The sequence below is a fragment of the Aerococcus sp. HMSC23C02 genome (assembly GCF_001806805.1).
GTDB lineage: Bacteria > Bacillota > Bacilli > Lactobacillales > Aerococcaceae > Aerococcus > Aerococcus sanguinicola.
Map to the genome: position 1 here is coordinate 238155 of NZ_KV786043.1, position 17790 is coordinate 255944.

At 45.8% G+C, this 17790-nt stretch carries 15 protein-coding genes; 14 read left to right on the forward strand and 1 reads right to left on the reverse strand.

Annotated features, from left to right (window positions below; all coding sequences use genetic code 11):
- Window positions 1-72 precede the first annotated feature (72 nt).
- From hrcA to HMPREF3090_RS02560, 12 genes are all read left to right on the forward strand, one after another.
- A complete protein-coding gene (gene hrcA / locus HMPREF3090_RS02505; protein WP_067976120.1) occupies window positions 73-1134 on the forward strand; it encodes a heat-inducible transcriptional repressor HrcA in 1062 nt (353 codons plus the stop codon).
- An 18-nt stretch (window positions 1135-1152) separates the two neighbouring features.
- Entirely contained in the window at window positions 1153-1722 is a 570-nt protein-coding gene (gene grpE / locus HMPREF3090_RS02510) for a nucleotide exchange factor GrpE (protein WP_067976124.1), read from the forward strand.
- A gap of 58 nt (window positions 1723-1780) precedes the next feature.
- Complete coding sequence (gene dnaK, locus HMPREF3090_RS02515; protein ID WP_067976127.1) at window positions 1781-3604, forward strand: molecular chaperone DnaK; 1824 nt, start codon at window positions 1781-1783, stop codon at window positions 3602-3604.
- Between the two features lie 92 nt (window positions 3605-3696).
- Window positions 3697-4866 (forward strand): molecular chaperone DnaJ, encoded by a 1170-nt coding sequence (dnaJ, locus tag HMPREF3090_RS02520; protein ID WP_067976130.1) that lies wholly within the window; start codon window positions 3697-3699, stop codon window positions 4864-4866.
- 205 nt (window positions 4867-5071) lie between these two features.
- On the forward strand, window positions 5072-6097 hold the full coding sequence (locus HMPREF3090_RS02525) for an ABC transporter permease (protein WP_070485847.1): 1026 nt from the start codon (window positions 5072-5074) through the stop codon (window positions 6095-6097).
- On the forward strand, window positions 6098-6835 hold the full coding sequence (locus HMPREF3090_RS02530; protein WP_070485849.1) for an ABC transporter ATP-binding protein: 738 nt from the start codon (window positions 6098-6100) through the stop codon (window positions 6833-6835). It begins immediately after the preceding gene.
- A 24-nt stretch (window positions 6836-6859) separates the two neighbouring features.
- A complete protein-coding gene (locus HMPREF3090_RS02535; RefSeq protein ID WP_067976137.1) occupies window positions 6860-8002 on the forward strand; it encodes an ABC transporter substrate-binding protein in 1143 nt (380 codons plus the stop codon).
- A 219-nt stretch (window positions 8003-8221) separates the two neighbouring features.
- On the forward strand, window positions 8222-10060 hold the full coding sequence (lepA, locus tag HMPREF3090_RS02540; protein ID WP_067976139.1) for a translation elongation factor 4: 1839 nt from the start codon (window positions 8222-8224) through the stop codon (window positions 10058-10060).
- 303 nt (window positions 10061-10363) lie between these two features.
- Window positions 10364-11005: an MBL fold metallo-hydrolase gene (locus HMPREF3090_RS02545; RefSeq protein ID WP_067976141.1), complete on the forward strand. Its 642-nt coding sequence runs from the start codon at window positions 10364-10366 to the stop codon at window positions 11003-11005.
- A gap of 86 nt (window positions 11006-11091) precedes the next feature.
- Window positions 11092-11760 (forward strand): phosphate signaling complex protein PhoU, encoded by a 669-nt coding sequence (phoU, locus tag HMPREF3090_RS02550; protein ID WP_158444761.1) that lies wholly within the window; start codon window positions 11092-11094, stop codon window positions 11758-11760.
- A gap of 320 nt (window positions 11761-12080) precedes the next feature.
- Window positions 12081-12449, forward strand: a complete 369-nt coding sequence (locus tag HMPREF3090_RS02555; RefSeq protein WP_067976143.1) for a DUF4430 domain-containing protein — start codon at window positions 12081-12083, stop codon at window positions 12447-12449.
- A 50-nt stretch (window positions 12450-12499) separates the two neighbouring features.
- Complete coding sequence (locus HMPREF3090_RS02560; protein ID WP_070485851.1) at window positions 12500-13195, forward strand: class A sortase; 696 nt, start codon at window positions 12500-12502, stop codon at window positions 13193-13195.
- Window positions 13196-13267: 72 nt separating this feature from the next.
- Here HMPREF3090_RS02560 and HMPREF3090_RS02565 read toward each other — a convergent pair whose 3' ends face one another.
- A complete protein-coding gene (locus HMPREF3090_RS02565; RefSeq protein WP_067976148.1) occupies window positions 13268-14491 on the reverse strand; it encodes an NADH-dependent flavin oxidoreductase in 1224 nt (407 codons plus the stop codon).
- A 328-nt stretch (window positions 14492-14819) separates the two neighbouring features.
- On the opposite strand from HMPREF3090_RS02565, the gene trkA reads away from it, so the two are divergent.
- Together trkA and HMPREF3090_RS02575 are read left to right on the forward strand one after the other, a co-directional pair.
- A complete protein-coding gene (gene trkA / locus HMPREF3090_RS02570) occupies window positions 14820-16184 on the forward strand; it encodes a Trk system potassium transporter TrkA (protein ID WP_070486015.1) in 1365 nt (454 codons plus the stop codon).
- 3 nt (window positions 16185-16187) lie between these two features.
- The gene (locus HMPREF3090_RS02575) at window positions 16188-17636 is read left to right on the forward strand and encodes a TrkH family potassium uptake protein (RefSeq protein WP_067976152.1); all 1449 of its coding nucleotides are present in this window, start codon (window positions 16188-16190) and stop codon (window positions 17634-17636) included.
- The last annotated feature ends 154 nt before the right edge of the window (window positions 17637-17790 follow it).

A 17790-nucleotide genomic window follows, 5' to 3' on the forward strand; every position in this document is an offset into this window, starting at 1 on the left:
ACATTCATTTCTGAACATGATATATTATATGTGTTAGCAGTTGAAGTCGCCAAGTGCTAAAGAGGTGAGAACATGTTAACAGAAAGACAAATGCTGATCTTGCAGGCAGTGATCGATGCTCACGCGTCCCTTGCTGAGCCAGTGGGGTCCAAGGCCTTAGCCGGTGATCCCCACATTAATGCAAGTTCAGCGACTATCCGTAATGAGATGAGTTATTTGGAGAAACTTGGCTTGTTAACGAAGATGCATTCGTCTTCAGGGCGGGTGCCGACTGAGTCAGGCTACCGCTATTATATCAATTATATTTTGCCCCGTTATGGGGGACTAATTGATCGCGGTCTAAGTCGAGACCAGGCTGAGCGGGTTGAAGAGATTTTTGCTTCGCCCTATACCCAGTTGGCCGACATCATTGCTCGGTCAACGGAGGCAATGGCTGAACTGACAAGTTACGTTGCGATTGCTTTGGGCCCCCAAGTGACCCACCATCGCTTAGCTGCCTTTCGGATTGTTGGCATGACACCACACAAGGCAATGGCGATTCTCATTACTGACCAAGAAGCTGTTGAAAATCAAGTCTTCACGATTCCTGAAGGATTGGACGAAGGGGCGCTTGACCAACTTGTTCATTTGGTGAATGAAGAGCTAGTGGGACTGCCGCTCTATGAAGTCGTCCTGCGTTTGCGCCAAGACTATATCCACTATTTGGATCGTTCAGTCCAACATTTACTTGAGAAAGAGCTACTCATTCAAAGCCTGCTGATGAAATTAAATGAAGAGAGGCTCAATATACAAGGCACGGATAAGTTTTATCAAACATTATCGGAAAAAGAAGAGATTGATCAAATCTTAAATCTTAATGCCTTATTGAGCGACCAAGATGTGGTTACCCAGTTAATCGAGGAACCTCAAACCGGTATTCAGATTCGCATCGGCAAGGAATTAGAAGATAAGCGACTCAAGCATATGAGTTTAATGACTTCAACAATTGGTGAAGAAGATCCTGCTAATCAGATTACATTTGCGATTCTCGGTCCAGAAACCATGTCTTATTTGCAGGTTGCTCAGCTTTTTAATGGGATGCGATCTGCCATTCGCAGGTATTTGGACGAGAGCAATGAATTAAGACAAAATTAAAAAGGAGGCTTTACTCAAGTGTCAGATCAGGAAAAAGATTTCGAAACAAAAGAAGAAAAAGAGAAAGTTTCTAATGAAGAAGTCGACGAACAAACTGAAACAAATGAAGAAAATATAGAAAAAGAAGAAAGTCAAGCAGATCCGGTGGCTGAATTGGAAGATAAGATCGCGCAAAAAGATGATCAAATCTTACGTTTATCTGCTGAAATTAAAAATATCCAGCGCCGAAATGCTAATGAAAGACAAGATGCGGCCAAGTACCGGTCACAAAGTTTGGCCCAAGCTATTCTTCCTTCCCTAGATAATTTGGAACGCGCCTTAGCCATTGAAGCTGATGACGAAGCGTCCAATAATCTGAAGAAGGGGGTTGAGATGGTCCACCAAAGCTTGCTTGAAGCCTTGAAGGCAGAAGGGGTTGAGGTAATCGATCCAGTCGGTGAAGCCTTTGACCCGAACTTCCACCAATCCGTTTCTTCTGTGCCTGCTGAAGAAGGCCAGGAAGCAGAAGAAATTGTTGAAGTTTACCAAAAAGGTTATGTCTTAAAGGACCGCGTCTTAAGACCCGCAATGGTTATCATTGCACAATAAAAAAAGACTAATGTTCACGCTACAGAGCGAATAATCGAAGAAAAGGAGATTTTAAATTATGGCAAAAATTATTGGTATTGACTTAGGGACTACAAACTCAGCTGTCGCAGTACTTGAAGGTGGCGAACCTAAGATTATTCCAAACCCAGAAGGTAACCGGACGACACCATCTGTTGTATCCTTTAAAGATGGGGAATCATCAGTCGGTGAAGTAGCCAAACGTCAAATGGTTACCAACCCTAATTCGGTTGCATCCATCAAACGTCACATGGGTGAATCAGGTTACAAGGTTCACTTAAATGATAAAGATTATACCCCTGAAGAAATCTCTGCCATGATTCTTCAATACCTGAAGAAATATGCGGAAGACTATCTAGGCGAAACGGTAAGCAATGCCGTGATTACCGTTCCTGCTTACTTTAACGATGCCCAACGTCAAGCAACTAAAGACGCTGGTCAAATCGCTGGTTTGAAGGTTGACCGGATTGTTAACGAACCAACGGCAGCTGCCCTAGCTTATGGCTTAGACAAGACCGATTCTGAAGAACAAGTCCTCGTCTTTGACTTGGGTGGTGGGACCTTCGACGTCTCCATCCTTGAATTAGGCGACGGTGTCTTTGAAGTTCTATCCACTGCTGGTGACAATGAACTCGGTGGGGACGACTTCGATAACAAGATCGTTGACTTCTTAGTTGAAGACTTTAAGAAGGAAAACGGGATTGACCTCTCGTCTGACAAGATGGCCATGCAACGTCTAAAAGATGCTGCTGAAAAAGCTAAGAAAGACTTGTCAGGGGTTACTTCAACCCAAATCAGCTTACCTTTCATTTCAGCTGGTGAATCCGGTCCTCTACACTTAGAAACTACTTTAAGCCGGGCTAAGTTCAATGAATTAACGGCTGACTTGGTTGAACGGACCAAGAAACCTGTCCAACAAGCCTTAGCTGATGCTGGCCTTAAAGCTTCAGATATCGATGAAGTGATCTTAGTTGGGGGTTCTACTCGTATTCCGGCTGTTGTAGATGCTGTAAAATCACAAACAGGTAAAGATCCTAACCGTTCTGTTAACCCTGACGAAGTGGTTGCCATGGGTGCCGCTATCCAAGGTGGGGTAATTACAGGTGATGTGAAGGACGTTGTACTCTTAGACGTTACCCCATTATCACTAGGTATCGAAACCATGGGTGGTGTCTTCACCAAGTTAATCGACCGGAATACAACCATTCCAACTTCTAAATCTCAAGTCTTCTCAACTGCAGCTGACAACCAACCAGCCGTAGACATTCACGTTCTCCAAGGTGAACGCCCAATGGCAGAAGACAACAAGACTTTAGGACGCTTCCAATTAACTGATATCAACCCAGCCCCTCGTGGTGTTCCACAAATCGAAGTTACTTTCGATATCGATAAGAACGGGATCGTTAATGTTAGCGCTAAGGATAAAGGTACCGGTAAAGAACAAGCCATCACTATCCAATCCAATTCCGGCTTAACTGAAGAAGAAATCGACCGGATGATGAAGGACGCCGAAGCTAACGCAGCTGAAGACGAAAAACGTAAAGAAGAAGCTGACTTGAAGAATGAAGTGGAACAATTGATCTTCCAAACCGAAAAAACCACTAAAGACGTGGAAGGTAAGGTTGACCAAGCTGAAATCGATAAGGCCAATAGCCTGAAAGATGAATTGAAGGCTGCCCAAGAAGCCAATAACTTGGATGACATGCGTACCAAGAAAGATGAATTGAACGAAGTCCTTCAAAATCTAACGGTCCAACTTTACCAACAAGCTCAAGCAGAAGCTGACGCTCAAAATGGTGAAGAAGATGGCAAAAATGATGATGGCTCCGTTGACGCTGACTTTGAAGAAGTCGATAATGACTAATTAAGTTCGAGTTTATCCCCTGTTCTGCGCCAAGGGCAGGGGGTTTTCTTTTGAAAGTTAACGGATAAGAAGATGAGATAGGAGGGAAGCGCGTGGCAACACAACGTGATTATTATGATATTCTAGGCGTTTCTAAGGACGCTAGCCAAGCAGAAATAAAAAAAGCTTACCGCAAGCTATCTAAAAAATACCACCCTGATATTAGCGACGCCTCCGATGCTGAGGAAAAATTTAAAGAAATTACGGAAGCTTATGAAGTCTTGAGTGATGAACAGAAGCGGTCTCAGTATGATCAGTTTGGCCATGCCGGGGCTCAAGGTGGCTTTGGCGGCTTCGGTGGTGGCCAAGGTAGCTATCAATCTTATACGGGCTCCGACTTTGAAGATATCTTCTCCCAATTCTTTGGTGGAGGATCGAGCTTCGGCGGCTTCGGTGGTTTCTCATCTGGCCATGCTCGCAATCCGAATGCGCCTCGCCAAGGGGATGACTTGCAGTACACCATCGACTTAAGCTTTAAGGAAGCCGTCTTTGGGGTTGAAAAGACCATTAAGTATAAGCGCGAGGAAGAGTGTCATGTTTGTAATGGTAAGGGGGCTAAGCCTGGTACGGCAGCCAAACGCTGTCAGCAATGTAACGGGAGCGGGGTTGTCAACCAAACTCGTGACACGCCATTCGGCAGGATGCAGACCCAAACGACTTGCCCTAACTGTGATGGAGAAGGGGAAGTTATTGAACACAAATGTGATCACTGCCATGGCTCTGGCCGTGAAACCGTTACCCACACCGTTAAGGTTAATATTCCTGCCGGTGTGGATGATGGCCAAAGCATGCGCCTAGCTGACCAAGGGAACGCTGGTTATAACCGAGGACCTAAAGGCGACCTTTATGTTGTCTTTAGGGTTCAAGAGAGTGATATCTTTGACCGCCGGGGCGCTGATATTTACTTTGAATACCCCATTAATTTCGCTCAAGCTGCTCTCGGCGATGAGGTAGAAATTCCAACTGTCCACGGCAAGGTGAAGATGAAGATCCCAGCAGGAACTCAGTCCGGGGATAACTTCCGCTTGCGGGGCAAGGGGGTCGCTAAGATTAATTCCAATTCAACCGGTGACCAACATGTCACAGTCAAGGTTGTCACACCGAAAAATCTTAACGACAAACAAAAAGAAGCACTCCGTCAATTTGCTGAGGCTTCAGGTGATAATGTGACGGAAGAAGAACAAAATTTCTTTGAAAAATTGAAAAACCGTTTTAAAGATTAAGACTTTAAAGCAGGGAAGAAACTACTCGCTAGATTTAGCTCCATCGCTAAGTCTGGTGGGTAGTTTTTCTTTGTGCTTTCATTTCCAAACTATAGGTTCAGCTTTTTCGATCAAGCCTTAACGAAAATTAATAGTTTAAAAGATAATAAGGTTGTATTATGATAGAGTCAATTACATATGATTAAATTTTAAAGGAGGTCGAGTGATGGCAGAAGAAATTAACGAAGAATCCCTCAGTCAATTGACTGAGGACGACCTAAAAGATTTAGAGGCTAGGCCTAAGAGTCAAGCAGAGAAAAATTGGAACCGCCTAGTCTGTTTCTTTCCGGCCCTAGCTTCTTTGCTTCATTTACTGGAGTACCTGTACCTGTCTAACCATCCCGGCAACACCAATACCTATCTCTATGCCGGCTTTTTAGGGGTTTTTCTGGTCTATTTTTTATTGCGAGCCATTTGGGCACAAATCAGTGACCAGCAATTCAGAAGATGGCGGAAGGGGGCGCCTTTCCAAAGTTTAATTTTTATCCTTTTGATGGTCTACGACATCTTAACTTTGAAGACCGCGACTTTACTCTTACCTTATTTTCCCTGGGCTGATAAGATTTTTAATGCCATGATTGGGGATGCGTCATTCTTAGTTGAATCTGCCCTAGCCTCCATTAGCCTACTCTTTCAAGGTTTTATTATTGGGGCCGTCTTAGGCGTGCTGACGGGTATCTTCTCTGGTTATAACAAAAAAATTAATTATTGGATTTCTCCCTTTGTGACGGTGATTGGATCGATTCCCACGACTACCTGGATTCCTATTGTCATGGTCCTAGCCGCTTCCTTACAAAAAGGGGCCATGTTTATTATCGCTTTGGGTGTTTTCTTTGCCTTGCATAATGCCACTTTCTCTGGGGTAAATCAGATCGATAAGGCCTACTATGCAGTGGCTAAAACGCTAGGTGCGAGTCAAAGGCAGCTGATTAGCTCAGTTACACTCCCAGCTATGTTGCCAACCGTTTTTTCTGGTTTAGTCCAAGGGATGTCCACGGCCTGTACCTCCCTGATTGTCGCGGAGATGATGGGGGTTGAGTCTGGCTTGGGCTTCTACATTACCTGGCAGAAGAATTGGGCCGAATACGATAAGATGTACGCGGGTATTATTGTCATCTGTCTTTTATTCCTAGCGGTTCATTTTATCCTCAATTGGCTTTCTGATCGCACGTTAAAATGGAAGGAGGATTAGATGACACAGTTAAATTTAGAGCATGTTTACAAGGCCTTTCCTAAAACGGAAGGAGGCATCCAAGTCGTCTTAGAAGATATTAATTTCGAAGCTAGCGACCAGGAATTTGTTTGTATCGTCGGCCCCTCAGGCTGTGGTAAGTCAACCTTACTGAATATGATCGCGGGCTTAACGCCTACAACTAAGGGACGGATCAGCTTGAATGACCAAGTAGTTGAAGATACAGATCCTAACCGGGGCATGGTCTTTCAAAATCCCACTTTATTTCCTTGGCGAACCGTCGAAGAAAGCATTAGATATTCTCAAGACATGAAAAAACAAGTGGACCAAACGGAAATCGACCGTATCATTCACTTGATCGGATTGGAGGCTTACAAGCACTATTATCCCCACCAGTTGTCAGGGGGCATGGCCCAAAGAGTTAGTCTAGCGCGCACCATGATCAACCAGCCGGAAGTCTTTCTCTTAGATGAGCCTCTGGGGGCTTTGGATGCCTTTACTAGAGCTAGTCTCCAGGATGAATTGATCAGCTTATGGCAGTCCAGTGACAATTTAATGATCATGGTGACCCATGATGTGGAAGAAGCAGTTTATATGGCGACACGTGTGGTTATTATGCAGCCTCATCCTGGACGCTTCAGCCAGATTGTGGATATTGACCTCGACTACCCTCGTCGCCGAACTAGCCAAGCCTTTATTAATTACCGCAATGATATCTTACAAGCTTTAGATTTTTAAGTAGATGGAAAGGAAGAGTTTTCAATGAAACGTTCAATGAAACAATGGTTAACACTGGGCCTATGTGGGCTGGCCTTAGCTGGCTGTAACACCTCCGTCAACCAGAGCCAATCTGCCAGTCAAGAGGCGAATGGGGAGAGTCAGGCGGCTGACTCACAAGTCCAAACAGGAGGAGCTGAAGCTGGAGGCGGCACGGAAGCTGTCGCCCTCGAACCGGTTAATGTCGATGATGAAGAGGCTTGGAAACAAGAGCCAGCTTATGGGAAAACCATCAAAGTGATTAACTCAACAGGTTGCACGGCTCCCGTTAATGTGGCTGAATTGAAAGGCTATTTCGATGAAGAAGGCTTAGATGTTGAAGTGGTGAAGAGCCAGCAAACAACGATCGATGCTGTGGGCACGGGTCAGGTGGCACTTGGGGCCGGCTTAATTACTCCAACTTTAATTCCGATTATCAATGGCGTGAATGCCCAATATTTAGGGCCCATGCATACCGGCTGTAAAGGCCTCTATGTAGCTGCTGATTCTAAAGCGGAATCTTCTGCCGACCTGGCGGATTCTAAGATAGGGATCCACGGTGGTTTGGGCGAATCCGACCACAATGTTGGTTTGCGTTTCTTCTTAAATTCTGGTGTAGATACTGATTCTATCGACTGGGTCAGTACAGATTCCAGTGCCTCCCCTCAAGCTATTGCCAATGGGGAATTAGATGGCGCCATCTTCGATGAGAACGTGGCGGATCCTTTTGTTAAGAACGGAACACTCAAAGAGCTCGATTCCACGACGGACACGCCCGAATTCAAAGATGAAGTGTGCTGTGCCTATTATATTAATAAGGACTTCGCTAGAGAAAATCCAATCACTGCTAAGCGTCTAGCCCGTGCCTTATACAAGGCTAATGCTTGGGCCGAAGAGGATTCAGATGCCTATATCAACTATCTCTTTGAAGAAGACCTCTTAACAGGTGATGAAGAAATTTCATATGACTTTATCGATTCGCTAGATTACCATCCGACCCAAGACCAAATGTCTGATACAGTCAAAGAAATCGTCGCGGACTACCAAGAACTCGGTATTGTCGACCAATCCTTAAATCCCGATGACTTGTACAATCAACTCTATGCACCAGTTGGCTTTGACATTCAAGACTTTGTTGGTCATAATTAAGCTGCGTTAAGCCTAGAGTAAAAATATTTTAGCTTCGGACCCTCAAAAAGCTTGGACGAGTTAAAAACTTGCTAAGCCATTTCTAAGCGGGCCGAAGCTTTCTTATTTTATACAAAACATCGAAGAAGTAAAGACAAAGCTTGCCTAATCCTATCTCTTTACATTAAAATAGAGAATAGATCATTAACGAACAATGCTTATAAGGATGTGAATATTTAGGTGTCAAATCAATTAGATATCCAAAAGTTAAAAGAAAGGCAAGAGCGGATTCGAAACTTCTCAATCGTGGCCCATATTGACCACGGCAAGTCGACCTTGGCTGACCGTATTCTCCAGCAGACGGGGACTGTTTCCGACCGTGAAATGCACGACCAGCTCCTCGACTCCATGGACCTAGAACAGGAGCGGGGCATTACCATTAAATTAAATGCGGTGGAGTTAGAATACCAGGCCAATGATGGGGAGACATATATCTTCCACCTGATTGATACGCCAGGACACGTCGATTTCTCCTATGAGGTTTCACGGAGTCTAGCAGCTTGTGAAGGGGCTATCCTGGTGGTTGATGCAGCCCAAGGGATTGAGGCGCAGACCTTGGCCAATGTCTATCTGGCCTTAGAGAATGACTTGGAATTATTGCCTGTGATTAATAAAATTGACCTACCAGCTGCCGATCCAGAGCGGGTCCGCACAGAAATCGAAGATGTGATCGGGCTGGATGCTAGTGAAGCAGTCTTGGCCAGTGCCAAGGCAGGAATTGGGATTCCAGAAATTCTTGAACAGATCGTCCATGATATCCCAGCCCCGCAAGGCGACTTGGAGGGACCTGTTCAAGCTTTAATCTTTGACTCAGTTTATGATGCCTATAAAGGCGTTATTTTAAGTATCCGCGTCCAAAATGGGATTATCCAAAAGGGCGATACCATCCAACTGATGAGCAATGGTAAAGAATTCGATGTGACGGAACTAGGGATTATGTCCCCTCAACCGATTCCAAGAGATTATTTAATGGCCGGCGATGTGGGTTACCTAGCCGCCAGCATCAAGACCATCCAAGATACCCAGGTGGGGGACACAGTTACTTTGGCTTCTAATCCAGCTTCTGAACCCTTACCAGGCTACCGGGAGATGCAACCCATGGTGTATTGTGGACTCTATCCTGTCGATTCTTCGGAATATGTTGACTTGCGGGAAGCACTAGAGAAACTTCACTTAAACGACGCCTCCCTGGAGTTTGAAGCAGAAAGTTCGACCGCGCTCGGTTTTGGTTACCGGTGTGGCTTCCTCGGCCTCCTGCATATGGATGTTACCCAGGAGCGTTTAGAACGCGACTTTGGCCTGGACTTGATTATGACGGCACCCTCCGTTATCTACCAGGCCTATAAGACGGATGGCGAGGTCGTTCAAGTGTCCAATCCATCGGAAATGCCAGATAATACGGAAGTGGACCATGTTGAAGAACCCTATGTCCGGGCTGAAATTATGGTTCCTCAATCCTTCGTTGGCGCAGTCATGGAACTCTGCCAGCGCAAGCGGGGTGAATTTGTGACCATGAACTATCTTGATGATATCCGGGTTACGGTGATCTATGACATGCCCCTAGCCGAAGTCATCTATGACTTCTTCGATAAATTAAAATCGAATACCAAGGGCTATGCTTCCCTTGACTATGAAATTACAGGCTACCGGCCAAGTCAATTGGTTAAATTAGACGTCCTCTTAAACGGCGAAGTGGTCGATGCGCTTTCGATTATTGTCCACAAAGACTTTGCCTATGAGCGTGGTCGCCAGCTCGTCAGCAAGTTGAAAGAAGTTATTCCGCGTCAACAATTTGAAATTCCCATCCAAGCCGCCATTGGCAACAAGATCATTTCGCGGACCAATATCAAGGCCCTCCGCAAGAACGTGCTCTCGAAATGCTATGGTGGGGATGTTTCTCGGAAACGCAAACTGCTGGAAAAACAAAAGGAAGGGAAGAAGCGCATGAAGGCCATTGGTTCAGTGGAAGTGCCACAAGAAGCCTTCCTTGCCATTCTCAATATGGATGACGATGCCTAAGTCTTGTCGACTTGGAGGCTGGGACAAAAGTTCCGGCCTCTTTTTAAAAAGCGAACATTTTTCAAAAACGTGTTCCAAAAGTCAGGCATGACATCCACTTCACGAACTATGTCCAATCGTTTACCAACGATTTCCCATAGTTTGTGGACAGTTGCTATAGCTGTTCGAAGCGCAGCGAGTTACAGATATAGTATGCGTTAGCTGGTTCAGGCCTGATCGACTTTTGTCACACTCTCTTTGTTAATTTTATGTCAAATTTCTCCTGTGTTAGAATAAGCTAAAAGATAGAAAAGAGGTTGTCATATGCAAATCAAAACGTTAACAGTTGGGGCACTCCAGGCAAATTGTTATATCATCAACCAGGAAGACTCGACCAAGGCCCTTTTATTAGACCCGGGAGCTGAGCCTGATCGGATTATCGCTTATTTAGAAGATCAAGGCTTAGAAGTAGAAGCCATCTTACTCACCCATGGCCACTGTGACCATATTGGGGCTTTGGAGGCCATTAGAGACTATAGCCAGGCGTCTGTCTATATCCATCCTGCTGACCAGGACTACTTGCTTTCTCCTGAGAAGAACTTATCAGGTCTCGGTTTTGCTTCCCAAGTCCTGACCTGCCGGCCAGCTGAAGAGACTTATCAAGAAGGCAAGACCTACCATTTAGCGGACTTTAGCTTTGAAGTCTTCCATACCCCAGGCCATACGCCGGGCGGGGTCTCCCTTTATTTTGAAGAAGAGGGCGTCCTTTTCTCTGGAGATACCCTCTTTCGTCATTCTATTGGTCGGACAGACTTAATCGGTGGGGATACAGCAACTATTCTTAAAAGCATCATCCAAAAACTCTTCGCCCTCCCCGAAAATACACGGGTATTCCCAGGTCATATGGGGGAGACAACAATTGCTGAAGAAAAAAATCATAATCCCTTTTTCCAACTACCCAATTAAGAGATTTTACTTACAATTTAGCCTGGGCTAGGTTATAATTAAATTAGAAAATAATGCTTAATATTACAACCTGGAGGGATTATACAATGTCCATTAGAAAAACATTTGATAACCAATTACATGAACTGAGCGAACTCTTTAAAAGCATGGGAGACCTAACCCTTCAAGCGATCGAACATTCAAGTGATGCCTTACTCGATCACAAGGTTGTCATTTCCCAGCAAGTTATTGAAAATGATGATGAGATCAACGAATACGAGTTTAAAATTGAGCGGGACTGCTATCGCTTAATTGCCCTGCAACAACCCGTTGCCAATGATTTACGGATGATTGCTTCGATCTTAAAAGCAACCTCAGACTTAGAACGGATGGGCGACCATGCTGTATCCATCGCTAAGTCTTCCCTAGTCATTGCTGACTCCCAGCGCTTGCCAGCTATTGAAGAAAAAATTCGCGAAATGTCAGTTAAAGTAGAGGCTATGGTTAGAGATGCCATCGCTGCCTTCTTTGCTAAAGATGCTAAAGCAGCTAAGGAAATTGCGGAAAGAGACCATGAAGTCGATGCCCTCTACAAGCAAGTCCACAATGATATCGTTGATGAAATCACAGCAGGGGACAATGCAGACCTTAGCGAAAGCGCAGCTGCTTATCTCTCTGTTGCTTCAAACTATGAACGTTTAGGGGACTACACCACCAATATTTGTGAACGCGTCCTTTATATGGAAGATGGCAACATGGTGGATCTGAACGCCTAGTCTCTTCTATTTAGAGAAGTCAGCCTGGAAAGAGGCTGGCTTTTTTTCTTGTTTACCATTCAGATGAAGTCAAAGATTTCATTGATGAGGAATTTGGAGGAAGGAAGCCATCCATTTACTTATCAAGAGAAGAGCTTAATCAAGTCTTAGGACTTTAAGATTAATCAATCTATCTTGCCACTAGCTATCTAGCTGGTGGTTTTCTTTAGCTTAAGGGAGATTTTCATTTAGGGATTTTAGACCTTCAAGCTTAACAAGTCATAAAAATTAGTTTAGAATAAACTTAGCTAAGGAAATTTTCACAGAAAAGGTGGAAAGCATTGAAAAAAGGATTATGGAGCTTCTTCTTGGGCTTGCTTATGATCGCTGGCTTGGGGGCTTGCCAACAAAACGTTAAGCCCCAGGAAGATTTGACCATCCAAGTCTATGTGGATGGCAAGCTGGTGGAAGATAAAAGCATGCCCCAAGAAGAAGTCATTGGGGAAACTTTGCTCGATGTCATGGCTGATCATTTTGAGCTTGAAACGGACAGCCACTATATCCAAGCGATCAATGGCTACCGGGAAGATCCCCAAGCTAAGCGCTGGTGGCGCTACGAATTAAACCAAGAATCGAGCGATATCCCCTTAGACCAGGTGCAGATCGAAAGAGGCGACCAGGTCGTCTGGAAACTTGATAAGATAAGCTAGCTGGTCCTCCGTCTAAGGATGATGGGCTAGTTTAGAAAGGAAGAAAAACCATGAAAAGAATGACACATTATCTGGCAGCCCTAAGTCTGGCAGCCCTTATTCTCAGCGCTTGTTCGGCGGAGAAGGCGCCCGTCAAGGAAGCCCATGAGGCAGCAAGCAGTCAAAGCAGCCAGGAACTTGCTTCCTCTAAAGCAGAGGCTAAGGCTAGTGCGGAAGAGGTCGCCGCTGCTAAAGAGCGGATTAAGGGCTTAAATTCGGTGATTCCTGTGATTGGAGCAGTGGCTTATCCAGATGCTGACATTTACGTGCCTATTTTCGACGGTTTAACCGAAGAAAATATGTTGCACGGGGCCTCGACTTTCTTCCCCGGCGAACAAAAATTAGGCCAGGGAAATTATCCCATTACCAGTCATAATATGAATTACTTTGGAGAAAACCTTCTCCTTACGCCTATCTTGGACAAGACCAAGATGGGAGATTCGATCTATGTGACTGACTTAGATAAAATTTATCGTTTCGAGGTCGACTTTAATGAGGTGGTTCCAGAAACACGGGTGGACTTGGTTGATCCTAAGACTGACCAGGCTATGTTGACCCTGATGACCTGTACCAAGGCTTTAGGGGATGACCCCAACCGTAAGATTGTCCAAGCCAAGCTAGTCGATACCATTGACTTTGACCAAGCTGATCCAAAGACTTTGGACCTTTTCAAGGGTGAATACCGTGACGTGGAACATATCTACTAAGCAAAAATTAACAAAGTAAAATAAGCGACCCTTCCTCTGCTAGTGAGGAAGGGTCGCTTATTTTTTAGGTTTTTATTTGTATTCTTTGAAGTAAGAGGTGGGTGTTTGTTCAGCAAGTTCGCGCAAGCGGTCGCGAGATTCTTGGGGGAGGGAGCCGCCGAAGTCCATAAATTCAACCAGGTCTTTGAATGCCCGGTGAGGGATCTTCAGGTCATCGAGTTCTTCAACTGCGAAGCCCAGGTCAATCTCATCTTCTCGGCCAGCCTCCAACTTGGTCACGAAATCAGGTTCGGTGACAAAGACGGAAGACAGGCCCACCATATCCGCATATTGGAAGGCTTCAAGGGCCTTGTCAGGGCTATTGATTCCACCGGTTGCAATGACGGGCACACGGCCATTAACATGGTTGTAAACCGCTTCATTAACAAACTGGCCTTCGTATTTGCCAGCGCGGACCTTTTCTTTATAGATATCATGTCCCCAGCTGGCGATGGCATAGTATTGAAGGTCAGCGACATCGAGCAAGCGGTCGAAATAATCGTTAAATTCTTCAACCGTATAGCCAATTTGGCTGCCCCGGGTTTCTTCTGGCGTGCCACGGAAGCCAAGAATGAAGTCTGTAGCTCCTTCTTCTTCAATCACCTTTTGGCAAGCAGCTGTGACTTCAACCCCGAAGCGGGCCCGGTTTTCGATGGATTGGGGACCATATTGATCGTCTCTCTGGTTGGAGAAGGGGGAGAAGAATTGTTGGGGGAGGAGACGTTGGGCATTAGAAATTTCCACCCCGGCAAAGCCTGCTTGAATAGCTCGGCGGGTGGCAGCGGCATACTGGGCAATGACATGGTCAATCTTGCGCTGGCTCATAGGATAGACGGTATGTTCGACCGGTGTCTTCAGTTCCATCCGGCTAGGCCCATAGACCACATGGTAGTCCTGGAGGGCAATCTTGGCGAAGCGGCCAGCATGGGTGAGCTGTAAGATTGCCTTAGCGCCGTCTTTTTGCATGCTTTCAGCTAATTTGGACAAGCCATAGATGAAGCGGTCATCACGGACGCTGGGGCCGTATTCGAAGAGTTGGGCATAGTCTTCAATATAGGCAGCAGTCGTCACTTGCAGGGGAGCGGATTGCGACCGTCTCTCAGCGTAGAAGAGGTCTTCATCGGTCACGAAGCCCTCTCTTGACGATGAATTGGTGGTGAGGGGGTTGAGGGTAAAGCGGTTTGCTAGTTCAATTCCATTAGGGAGTTTAACCGGCTCAAAAAGGGCCTGGTATTTGGCAGTTGTTTGTTTGGACATCTGATTTCCTCCTATCATATTTATTACCGATTATAGCATATTTTTTTAGTTTAAAAAACTTTTAAAAAAGGCGTGCATTTTTTAGGGCATTCGACTATTATAGTTAGTGCTGAGTAGGAGGGGCAAACCTTTAAGTTAAGAGATTTCAGTGATGCAGATTGATAGCTCGGCGTTAGATCATGCCGGTCAGAGCTCTGCATGATTAAGCTTGCGCCCCAATGAAGCAATGGGCTTTAAGGATCGAAACGAGCGCTTAGTTGAGCTGGTTCATGCCCAAATGATAACTTAGCAGATGAATGATAAAGAGAAAGAAGCGAAGTTAAGTCAAATGAAAATATCAATTGTGGGGGCTGGAGCAGTTGGCTCCGCCTTATGCGAGGACCTTTCAAGTAAACAGTATGATGTGACACTGATTGAAAAAGATGCTCATAAATTAGAAGACTTGCTTGCCAACTACGATATTATGGGAGTCTTGGGAAATGCAGCGACCATCAGCGTCTTAGAAGAAGCCAATATTAAAGACTGCGATGTCTTTATTGCAGTGACCAATTATGATGAAATCAACCTAATGGCTTCAATCGTTGCCAAGGAATTAGGGGCCAAGTATACCATTGCCCGGGTGTCTAATCCGGAATATACGGATTATCTGAACTTCTCTAATGGCAAACTTGGGATTGACCTCATCGTGAATCCTGAGCTGGAAGCTGCGACTGAAATGCTCAATAACCTAGACTATCCCTCTGCTTTTAGCGTGGAGTCCTTCTTCAGGGGCCGGGCACATCTGATTAGTTTGGATGTGAGCGAGGGCAGCCAGATTGATGGCTTGGCTCTTAGCCAGTTAGGAGCGGTCTTTGACCATATTGATAAGATCTTGATCTGCGTGGTGGAACGCCAGGGCGAAATCTTTATTCCTTATGGGGACTTCGTGATTCGGGCCAATGACCGGGTCTATGTGACAGGAGATTCCCAGCAATTGCGCGAATTTTATAAGGTCCTAGGTGGGTCGACCAAGAAGATCCGCTCGACCATGATTGTGGGTGCCTCCAATATCGCCTTCCACCTGGTGCCAAAACTCATCCAAAGAAAGATTGCGGTTAAGGTGATTGAGCGCAAGGAGGAAAAGGCCCTCCGCCTAGCTGCTGAGAATGAAGAAGCAGTGGTTATTGTCGGCGACGGGACCCATCCAGACCTATTATTTGAAGAATATTTGGAGAATTTTGATGCCCTCATTACCCTGACGGGGATTGACGAAGAAAATATTGTTCTCAGTATCCTGGCCAAGCGTCTTGGTATCGGTAAGACCCTGACTAAGATGGACCGGGTGGCCTTGATCGAATATACTGGTCTGATGGACCTGGAGACCGTAGTGATCCCCCACCAGCTCTTCGCGGACCGTATTATCCACCTGGTTCGCTCCTTTGTACGTTCCTATGGGTCTAATATTGAGAAGTTCTACCGCATTGCCAATAACCAGGTAGAAGCTATTGAGTTCACAGTGGCTTCGGATTCGCGCTTGGTCGGTAAGTCCTTAATTGAAATTAACCTGGTCGACAATGTGATGATCGGGTCGATTTTCCGCCAGGGACAAATTATTATCCCGAGCGGCCATGACCAGTTACAGGCTGGCGACCGCTTGATTATTGTCGCCTACCAACGTGATATCTCCGACCTGGATGACATTCTAAGGGGGTAGGGCATGAATACACGTGTAATTGTCCATACCCTAGGCCGGATACTCGCCGTCTGCGGTTTCCTCATGTTGCTGCCTGTCTTAGTGGCTCTCTTCTACCAGGAAGGTTGGGATAATGTCCTCGCCTTTCTAGGGCCAGCTCTTTTCCTGATGTTGGCTGGAGGGCTGATGGGGCGGCGCAAGTTGTCGAATCTAGCGATTTATACCAAGGAATCTATGTTGGTGGTCGCCTTGTCTTGGATCATTATGAGCTTCTTTGGGGGCCTGCCCTTTATTTTTACTGGCAGCATGGATTCGCTCTTCGATGCCTTCTTTGAGACCGTGAGTGGTTTTACCACGACGGGGGCCAGTATCCTGACCGATGTCGAATCACTCGACCATTCAGTCCTCTTCTGGCGGTCCTTTACCCACTTTATTGGCGGAATGGGGATCCTGGTCTTTGTTCTAGCCGCCTTGCCCCGTGTTGACCGCCGGGCAGGTAAGATCATGAGTGCTGAGGTTCCGGGACCCAGCTTCGGTAAAATCGTTCCCCGCTTATCTTTTTCCGCCCGGATCCTCTACGCCTTGTACTTCGTCTTCTTCCTCGTCTTAATTCTGGCCTTGGTCCTAGCTGGGATGCCGGTCTTTGACGCCATCCTCCATGCCTTTGGGACGGCCGGAACAGGGGGCTTCGGGATTAAGGCGACCAGTGTTGCTTATTATGACTCCAGTCTGATCAATTATATTTTAACGGCAGGCATGTTAATTTTCGGGGTCAACTTTAATCTCTACTTCCTTTTCTTTATCCAAAGAGACCGCCGGGCTTTTAAAAATGAGGAGTTAAGAAATTACCTCTTGATTGTAGCTGGAGCGACGGCCTTGATTATTTGGAATATTAAAGATCAAACGGCTGGCCTCGGTCAGGCCCTCGAAGAAGCCTTGTTTACTGTTGCTTCGGTGATTTCCACAACCGGATTTTCCATTAATGACTTTAACCAATGGCCAGAATTCTCTAAAGTGATCTTACTTTTATTAATGTTTGTCGGGGGCTGTGCCGGCTCAACGGCGGGGGGTCTCAAGGTTTCGCGTCTGACCATCTTATGGAAGAGCTTCTTAGCTAATACCAAGCGAATCATCCATCCTAACCAGGCCGTCGCCTCACGGATGGAAGGCAAGCAAGTGGACACGGCTTGGTTGACGACCGTCAAGAATTATTTTGTGACCTATGTCCTGCTCTTTGTCTTCTTTGTTCTTCTGGTCGCCCCTTCCATGGGTGACTTAGAGACCATCCTATCAGCTGTCGCGACGGCCTATAACAATGTCGGACCCGGCCTAGGAGAAGTCGGGCCAGCTGAGAGCTTTGCCCAATTAAGTGATTGGAACAAGCTAGTCCTATCCTTCGCTATGCTCTTTGGTCGCTTAGAGATCTATCCGATGCTCCTGCTCTTCTCCAAGCACACCTGGCAAAAAATCTAATTGACAGGATCGGGCAAAATCGCTAAACTATAAAAAGAAATAAAAAGAGGAGGGACCCATCAAATGACAGAAGAAATGCTTACTTTTGACGGGATCCCTCTTTTTATAGGCAAAGTATTTGCTTTAGAACCTTCCTATTTCATTTAGGGGGTTC

Excerpts from the sequence above, each read along its gene's own strand:
- HMPREF3090_RS02545 (WP_067976141.1), top strand. The coding sequence starts at position 10,364 with ATGCAAATCAAAACGTTAACAGTTGGGGCACTCCAGGCAAATTGTTAT.
- hrcA (WP_067976120.1), top strand. The coding sequence starts at position 73 with ATGTTAACAGAAAGACAAATGCTGATCTTGCAGGCAGTGATCGATGCT.
- HMPREF3090_RS02575 (WP_067976152.1), top strand. The coding sequence starts at position 16,188 with ATGAATACACGTGTAATTGTCCATACCCTAGGCCGGATACTCGCCGTC.
- HMPREF3090_RS02530 (WP_070485849.1), top strand. The coding sequence starts at position 6,098 with ATGACACAGTTAAATTTAGAGCATGTTTACAAGGCCTTTCCTAAAACG.
- HMPREF3090_RS02535 (WP_067976137.1), top strand. The coding sequence starts at position 6,860 with ATGAAACGTTCAATGAAACAATGGTTAACACTGGGCCTATGTGGGCTG.
- HMPREF3090_RS02560 (WP_070485851.1), top strand. The coding sequence starts at position 12,500 with ATGAAAAGAATGACACATTATCTGGCAGCCCTAAGTCTGGCAGCCCTT.
- dnaK (WP_067976127.1), top strand. The coding sequence starts at position 1,781 with ATGGCAAAAATTATTGGTATTGACTTAGGGACTACAAACTCAGCTGTC.
- HMPREF3090_RS02565 (WP_067976148.1), bottom strand. The coding sequence starts at position 14,491 with ATGTCCAAACAAACAACTGCCAAATACCAGGCCCTTTTTGAGCCGGTT.
- HMPREF3090_RS02525 (WP_070485847.1), top strand. The coding sequence starts at position 5,072 with ATGGCAGAAGAAATTAACGAAGAATCCCTCAGTCAATTGACTGAGGAC.
- phoU (WP_158444761.1), top strand. The coding sequence starts at position 11,092 with ATGTCCATTAGAAAAACATTTGATAACCAATTACATGAACTGAGCGAA.
- trkA (WP_070486015.1), top strand. The coding sequence starts at position 14,820 with ATGAAAATATCAATTGTGGGGGCTGGAGCAGTTGGCTCCGCCTTATGC.